This is a genomic window from Tessaracoccus sp. SD287 (assembly GCF_017355265.1).
GTDB lineage: Bacteria > Actinomycetota > Actinomycetes > Propionibacteriales > Propionibacteriaceae > Aestuariimicrobium.
The window spans coordinates 1-6,345 of record NZ_JADIJQ010000059.1 but is presented as its reverse complement, the minus strand read 5'-3'; the positions used below and the strand labels follow the sequence as shown (position 1 = coordinate 6,345).

Sequence of the window (6,345 nt, the reverse complement as noted above, 5' to 3'; positions counted from 1 at the left end):
CTGGTACATCTGCTCGGCCTGGTCGTGGTCACCCCGCACATCGGTGAGGAAGATCGCGTAGCTGCCGAGGATGTCCGCGTCGGTGGGGTTGGCGGCCAGGGCGCGCTGGTACAACTGCTCGGCCTGGCCGTAGTCCTTCAACTTCTCGCGGCACAGGGCAAGCACGGCAAGCACCCCCGGATCGGTGGGATTCTGATCCAGCGCCTCGCCAAGGAGGGCTTCGGCCTTATCGGCGTCTCCGTCCTCGTCGACCAGAATTGCGCCAAGGAGGAGTGCCGCCCGACCTTTGACATTGGGGTCGTTGGCAGTAAGGGCATCGGCGAGGAGGAACTCGACCATTGAACTTGAAGTGTAGTGCGCCCCCGCATATAGACGCATGGCAAGCGCCAACGACTGGGCGGGCGTGAGGGCGGCACCAGCCATGGCGCTTACGACAGCTGGATGCAGGGGCCAAGTGGCGTCGTCGGCGATAACGTCAAGGACTTCCCATCGCTCGGGATCCACGGCTCTCAGTAAGGCGACCGTGTGGTTGAACGGCTTAGACGCCCAATCCCACGCCACCGGCCAATCCCGAGCCATTACTGGAGAGTCAGGGTATGCATCCGCCAGGGCTTGAAGTTGTTCGGTGGTCGCCGGACCTAGCCCAACCCGGCGCCAGTCTGCGGCTGCCCGGACAAGAGCCCATCCCCAAGACCGGTCCTCGGCGCCCGCTCTGAACTTCTGCCTTGCTAGTGGCGCCCCACCCAGAATCGCAGGAAGGCCGAGATCACGGGCCTGCGGGACCAGGTCGACATACGCAGTGGATCGCATGGCAGCCAACTCGCCTTTGCTGGGCTTTGGCGCCAAGTGAACGGGTGTGAACTTGTTGAGGACATCCCAGCCGGGCAGCTTCTTGGCCGCTTCGTCGCGCCACTGGGCGTGCTTAGTCGCCGTTATTGTTGCCACGACTAAGCACTTTGCCGCCAGCCACTTTTCCAGCAGTGTCAACGTCAGGGAGCTATTCGATAGAAACCGGTCCACATCGTCCAGGAACACCACCGTCCCGGCGCTCGGGTCCTGCCCCGACTCCACCAACCTTCTGATGCCTTCGTCGTCGGTGGGGAACCACAACGGCGCTGATTCCCAACCTTCGACGATGACTTGAACCACAAGTCGCGTTTTGCCTGACATCGAGGGTCCCTCGATGAGTACCGGTTTCTGGTTGGCCAGTAGATCACGAACGACGGGCAGCAGATCACGCGGGGCGAACTCGCTGGCATCGCGATCAGACAGATTGACCCGCAATGACTCCAGCGCTCGCCCTTTGATCGTGTCCCCGACGCCTGCCAGTGCCGCGACACGACTATCAGCGGCCCTTGCGGAAAACCATTCCTTCAAAGGCGGAGCTGCGGACAGGGCCACTCCAGAAAGGCCGCCGACGAAGGCACCCACCATCGCCACAGTTCCCCCGGCTCCTGCGACCATCGGCGCGGACGCACCAACGACGGCCCCTCCGAGAGCGAAAGCCAGCCACCACGGCGACTTGCCAGGATCGGAAGGCTCGACGCCTCGTTTGGACACGTCAAGAACCCCTCTCCTCTTCTTAAACAGGACCGTCTGCCGTCCACTCAATGTTCCAAGCATCCCATGACTCCACGCTCGGCGCCCCGCAACGTGAACACAGAAGGGGTAGAGATCTGTCCGTCGCCTCGCCTCCACCGCCCATGCCTCCTACAGGTCAGGTTCCGGTCTCTTTGGGCGGCGTACGTGCATGCGGGCCGTTCCGCTCAACACCTCGTCAAGCGCAGACACGCGTCTGAAACGGGGTCGCGTACCCCTTCGCGGCGACCTGTTAGGCGGCGTCGACACGGGGGTTCCGTACGTCCTTTCGGCACATGCGCGACAGGGCAGGGAAAATCGTACAAGACAGGACAGGTCGTGCCCAATGCGGTGGGCCGACGGGGCCCCGGTCAGCGACTCAAGGTCATCCGTGGGGGGCGTGGGAGGGGGCGCCATGCTGGGAAAATACATCTTCCCAAGCTGGACACGCGGTTCGATTCCCGTCGCCCGCTCCACAGGACCCGGTCTCCACAGAACCCCGGTCTGCTCAGCCCTTCGTCGGCAGGCTGACGTGGACAACCCACTCACCGTGGCGCGGGCCCACTTCCAGCACACCGGCGGCCAGGTCGACTCGTTCGGTCAGGCCCCGCAGTCCGCGGCCAAGACTGTGTTCGCGCAGCGGTCCGGACGCTCCCCCGACCCGCATCCTGTTGCGCAGCGACATGGTGATGCTCTCCGCGGTCACCTTCACGTCGAGGTGGACAACACCGGTCGGGTCGGCGTGGCGCAGGATGTTGGTGGTCGCCTCCCGGGCGACGCGCGAAAGCGTCACCTGGGCCGAGCGTGGAGCGTCGGCCAGTTCGGCCGGGATGGAAGCCCGCACCCTGAATCCCTCGGTGACCAGTGTCTCGCGCAGTTCGCGCAGCACGGCGGCGGCGTCAGCGGTGTTGTCCTGCGGGTCGAAGCCGTTGCCCTGGTCGACATCCAGGACGTTGACCAGGGTGTGCAGTTCGGTGACCGCGGTCCGGGCAGCGCGCCCGACCCGGTCCATGGCGTGCCCCAGTTCCTGGGGGTCGTCCGAGCCCTGGTGGCTGATGCTCTGCAGGCTGATGATGGCCAACTGGTGGGCCACGATGTCGTGGAGTTCCCGGGCCAGCCGTTGCCTTTCGGCGACGCGGATCTGCACCCGCTCCTGCTCCAACTGTTCGATGCGCCGGGCACCGATGCGAAGTTGGGTCGAGAATGCGCGGGCGGCGAGGCCCGCCAATGTGGCAAGAATCACCAAACTGACGCGCAACCCGGCGTCATTGAACCACTGGTCACCGCTGTGCCGCACCGAGACCGCGATCGAATAGGCGCCCAGCGAACCCGTCATGACTGCTACGCCCACATTCCCCAGTCTGGGCAGGAACACAACCAGCGCGATGACCAGCACAGCAGGATGCCGGCGATGCCGGCGACCACGTGCATGGCCGTGGAGGCCTGCCCCAGCGTCCCGACGGTGGCCACCGAGTGCGCGATGTCGGCAACCAAAAGGCAGGTGGTCAGCACTTTCAGTGCTGCCCACCCACCCCAGCCGTCAGTTCGCGATGTCCCGGTCATGCCCCCATCGTTCCATGACCGGGCCACTGTCGAGAACAGGGTCAGGAGAGGCAGATCCGCAGCCAGGCGCACCAGATGTTCGACGGGGTGGCAGTGCCGGACCCGGTACCAATCTGGGTGCCGGAACTGACCGCAAGACGGGTCGGCGTGTCACTGGTGGCAGCGTTGGCAGCGGTCGGGACCGCCACCAGGGACAGGACGAGTAGGGAGACAGCGAGGAGCCGGGTCTTCATGAGTGAGCCTTTCGTAAGAAACTGATAATCAGATCATCACAGTGGTGAGGTCCCCTGTCCACACTGACCCCCGTGTTGGTGCGTACCTGTTCCACCTAGCCCCAAAGGTGGTTACGGTGGGGATCGTGTCCACACAGACGACGAATGAGAGCCCGACCGTCACCACCGTCCTGGTGGTCGACGACGACGCCATGGTGCGTGAGACGTTCATCGCCTTGTTCGCCAGGGAGCCGGGACACGAACTTCTGGGCTGCGCGCATACGGGCGCCGAGGGCGTCGAGTTGGCCAAGCAGTGGCATCCGGACGTCATCCTGATGGACCTCAACATGCCGGGCATGGGTGGTGTGGCCGCCACCGAGCAGATCGTGGCTGATGACCCCGGTGCGTGCGTGGTGGCATTGACCACCTTTTCCGACCAGGAACACGTCGCGAAGATGCTGCAGGCCGGGGCCTCCGGCTACCTGATGAAGCACACCGACCGCGAGACCCTGCTGGCCGCGCTGGCTGCCGCCAAGATCGGGGAGATGCCGCTGGCACCGGAGGTACGCCAGACGCTCGTGGCAGCGGTCCTGCGCGACCGGCCGGCGGCCCCGGAGCGACCGAGACTCGCCCCACGGGAGTTGGAGTTGCTCGGCTGGCTGGCCGAAGGACTGTCCAACCGCGAGATCGCGCGGCGGATGTACCTGGCCGAAGGGTCTGTCAAGCAGTACCTGTCCCAGATCGGGGAGAAGTTGAAGCGGAAGTCGCGCACGCAGATCCTGATCCGGGCGATCCAGCTGGGTCTGGTCGACCCTCACGACGCTGCCCAGGACTGAGCACGGGCCGGAGGGCCGGCCAGACTGGTGAGGGGGGGCCACACGAGGATGATCCGCGGGGCAGCGAGGGGGGCTGCGAGTCAGGTTCAGTGGACCCGCCGGATGTCGCCTGCATTCCAGGTCGGCACAGTGGCGAGTGGTTCACGTCTTTTGGGGACATGCCTGAGGGGTATGGCATGTGACCCGTCCCTGACCCCTGGAGTCACCTCGTGTGGCCAAGTCCCACTTTGCCGCGCCGGACCACCCGCTGCCAGTTGTCGAAAGTTAGGAACTGCACCCCGATCCATCCCTGATCCGAGCCCGCCGGGCTACGGATCGGGCAGCGGAATGCCTAGGCTGTCGGCATGCCCGACGAGACCCGCACACCAGTCAACGTCCGCGGCGGCCTGCGCGCCTCCGACGCGGACCGTCGACTCGTCGAGGAGGTTCTCAACACCGCCTTCGTCGACGGCCGGTTGACCAAGGACGAACTGGACGAGCGCCTCAGCCTGGTCTGGCAGGCGAAGACCTTCGACGAGCTGGCTCCCATCACCGCCGACCTGGTGCCCGGCACCCCTGCCCCCCAGTACGCCACCCCCGCGGTGCGCCATGACGCACCGCTGGTCGATGCCAATGGCCTGACCTCGCGGCAGGACGCGATCAGTATCGTGCTGGGCGAGCAGAAGCGCACCAGCGCGTGGCGGATGGCTCCACGCACCGCCGTCAACCTGGTTCTTGGTGAGGTGGTGCTCGACCTGAATGAGGCGGTGCTCGAGACCAACACCCCGGTCGTGAATGCCAACGTGTTCCTGGGCGAGCTCACCATCTTCGTCCCGGTTGGGGTCCGGGTGGTGAACCAGATGAACGCCATACTCGCCGAGACGAAGGTCAAGGGTGTGCGCGAGGAGGATGCCACGGTCACGCTGACCCTGACCGGAACCTCCGTCCTGGGCGAGATCACCGTCCTGGGCCCCGACGACACCTCCTCCAGGAGTCGCAAGCGGCGACGCGGCCGCTAGCCCCGTGCCGCACCTGCGCGACGTCCGACAGCCCCCGGGCAGCACGGTCATGACATGGCCGCAGGCTAGGTTCTAGGCATGACCACCGAGCTGTCCCGCGCGACGACGACCGACGTCCTGTTCGCCCCGCCCACCGAACACTGGATTCCGGTCTCCCCCGATCTTGTCAAGGTCGAGACCATCTCGGTGTTCCTGGGATGGGGCGGGCTGGTCGTCGCCTCGGTGGTCCCGGTGGCCATCTGGGCCCCCTGGTGGGCCCTGGTCGCCGTCGCTGTCTTCTGGGTGGCGCTGCTCGGCTGGCGGGTGTGGGCAGTACGCCGCGTCGCCCGCAGTTGGGCCTACGCCCAACGCGAGACCGACCTGTACACCACCCACGGAATCCTGTTCAAGGAGCTGCTGGTCGTGCCCTACGGCCGCATGCAGGTCGTGGAGATCAACGCCGGGCCGCTGCTGCGTCGCTACGGGTTGGCCAACGTCCGGATGATCACGGCCTCGTCCATGAGCAACGCCGTCATCCCGGGGGTCACCGCCGACGAGGCGGCTCGGTTGCGTGAGGAGCTGTCCCGGCTCGGCGAGAGCCAGGCGGCCGGCCTGTGAGCGAACATCCCGGCTGGGCACCCGAACCGCCGCCTGCCACCGCGCCCGTGCCGCCGCCGCCCCCCAGCGCGTCCGTGCCAGCCGACGAGGTCGTCGCCGGGCAGCGCACCCACCCGTTGAGCCCGCTCGTCTCGTCGTGGATCGCGGTGGTCGCGGTCGCCTTCTTCGTGGGGCGCGACGTCCTCGAGCAGGGCAACCTGCGCGCCTTCCGAGACCTCACCAGCCTGATCATCTACGGCGGGATCGGTGGGCTCATCCTGGTCGGATCGGTGGTCATGTCTGCCCTGAGCTGGTACCTGACCCGCTACCGCCTCGACCCCGACGGGCTCACCATCGAGTCACGGCTGATCGTCCACGAGACCAAGCGCATGCTGTATCGCCGGATCCAGTCGGTCGAGATCCACCAGCCTTTGGCGGCCCGTCTGCTGGGACTGTGCCGCTTGTCCATCGACGTGGGCGGTGATGGCAGCAGCAGACTCAGCTTCCTGACCCGCCAGCAGGCCGAGGACCTGCGCTATGAGTTGTTGCGGCGAGCCGTGGAGGCCAAGCGGGACGCCTCTG

Annotated in this window: 8 protein-coding genes; 4 read left to right on the top strand and 4 right to left on the bottom strand. The window is 66.2% G+C overall.

The genetic code is table 11. The features are described 5' to 3' along the window. The 4 genes from IPV09_RS13905 to IPV09_RS13890 form a co-directional block, all read right to left on the bottom strand. The coding region (locus IPV09_RS13905) for a tetratricopeptide repeat protein (RefSeq protein WP_207475938.1) at positions 1-1,623 on the bottom strand (1,623 nt) is incomplete at its 3' end. Positions 1,624-2,086: 463 nt separating this feature from the next. Further along, positions 2,087-2,929 carry a histidine kinase gene (locus tag IPV09_RS13900; RefSeq protein ID WP_207475937.1) on the bottom strand — a complete coding sequence of 281 codons (843 nt, stop codon included), beginning with the start codon at positions 2,927-2,929 and terminating at the stop codon, positions 2,087-2,089. Further along, positions 2,920-3,141: a hypothetical protein gene (locus tag IPV09_RS13895; RefSeq protein WP_207475935.1), complete on the bottom strand. Its 222-nt coding sequence runs from the start codon at positions 3,139-3,141 to the stop codon at positions 2,920-2,922. The genes IPV09_RS13900 and IPV09_RS13895 overlap by 10 nt, the downstream gene beginning before the upstream one ends. A gap of 41 nt (positions 3,142-3,182) precedes the next feature. Continuing rightward, positions 3,183-3,374: a hypothetical protein gene (locus IPV09_RS13890; RefSeq protein ID WP_207475933.1), complete on the bottom strand. Its 192-nt coding sequence runs from the start codon at positions 3,372-3,374 to the stop codon at positions 3,183-3,185. 125 nt (positions 3,375-3,499) lie between these two features. Between IPV09_RS13890 and IPV09_RS13885 the strand changes: the two genes are divergently transcribed. The 4 genes from IPV09_RS13885 to IPV09_RS14725 form a co-directional block, all read left to right on the top strand. Then, entirely contained in the window at positions 3,500-4,189 is a 690-nt protein-coding gene (locus tag IPV09_RS13885; protein ID WP_370590344.1) for a response regulator, read from the top strand. Positions 4,190-4,533: 344 nt separating this feature from the next. Continuing rightward, a complete protein-coding gene (locus IPV09_RS13880; RefSeq protein WP_207475932.1) occupies positions 4,534-5,187 on the top strand; it encodes a DUF1707 domain-containing protein in 654 nt (217 codons plus the stop codon). A gap of 78 nt (positions 5,188-5,265) precedes the next feature. Continuing rightward, positions 5,266-5,784, top strand: coding sequence for a PH domain-containing protein (locus IPV09_RS13875; protein WP_207475930.1), 519 nt, complete (start codon positions 5,266-5,268; stop codon positions 5,782-5,784). Next, the coding region (locus IPV09_RS14725) for a PH domain-containing protein (protein WP_207475928.1) at positions 5,781-6,345 on the top strand (565 nt) is incomplete at its 3' end. The genes IPV09_RS13875 and IPV09_RS14725, both read left to right, overlap by 4 nt.

What these genes read in the sequence shown, in the direction of transcription:
- IPV09_RS13890 (WP_207475933.1), bottom strand. Translation starts at nt 3,374, where the DNA reads ATGAAGACCCGGCTCCTCGCTGTCTCCCTACTCGTCCTGTCCCTGGTG.
- IPV09_RS13880 (WP_207475932.1), top strand. Translation starts at nt 4,534, where the DNA reads ATGCCCGACGAGACCCGCACACCAGTCAACGTCCGCGGCGGCCTGCGC.
- IPV09_RS13895 (WP_207475935.1), bottom strand. Translation starts at nt 3,141, where the DNA reads ATGACCGGGACATCGCGAACTGACGGCTGGGGTGGGTGGGCAGCACTG.
- IPV09_RS13875 (WP_207475930.1), top strand. Translation starts at nt 5,266, where the DNA reads ATGACCACCGAGCTGTCCCGCGCGACGACGACCGACGTCCTGTTCGCC.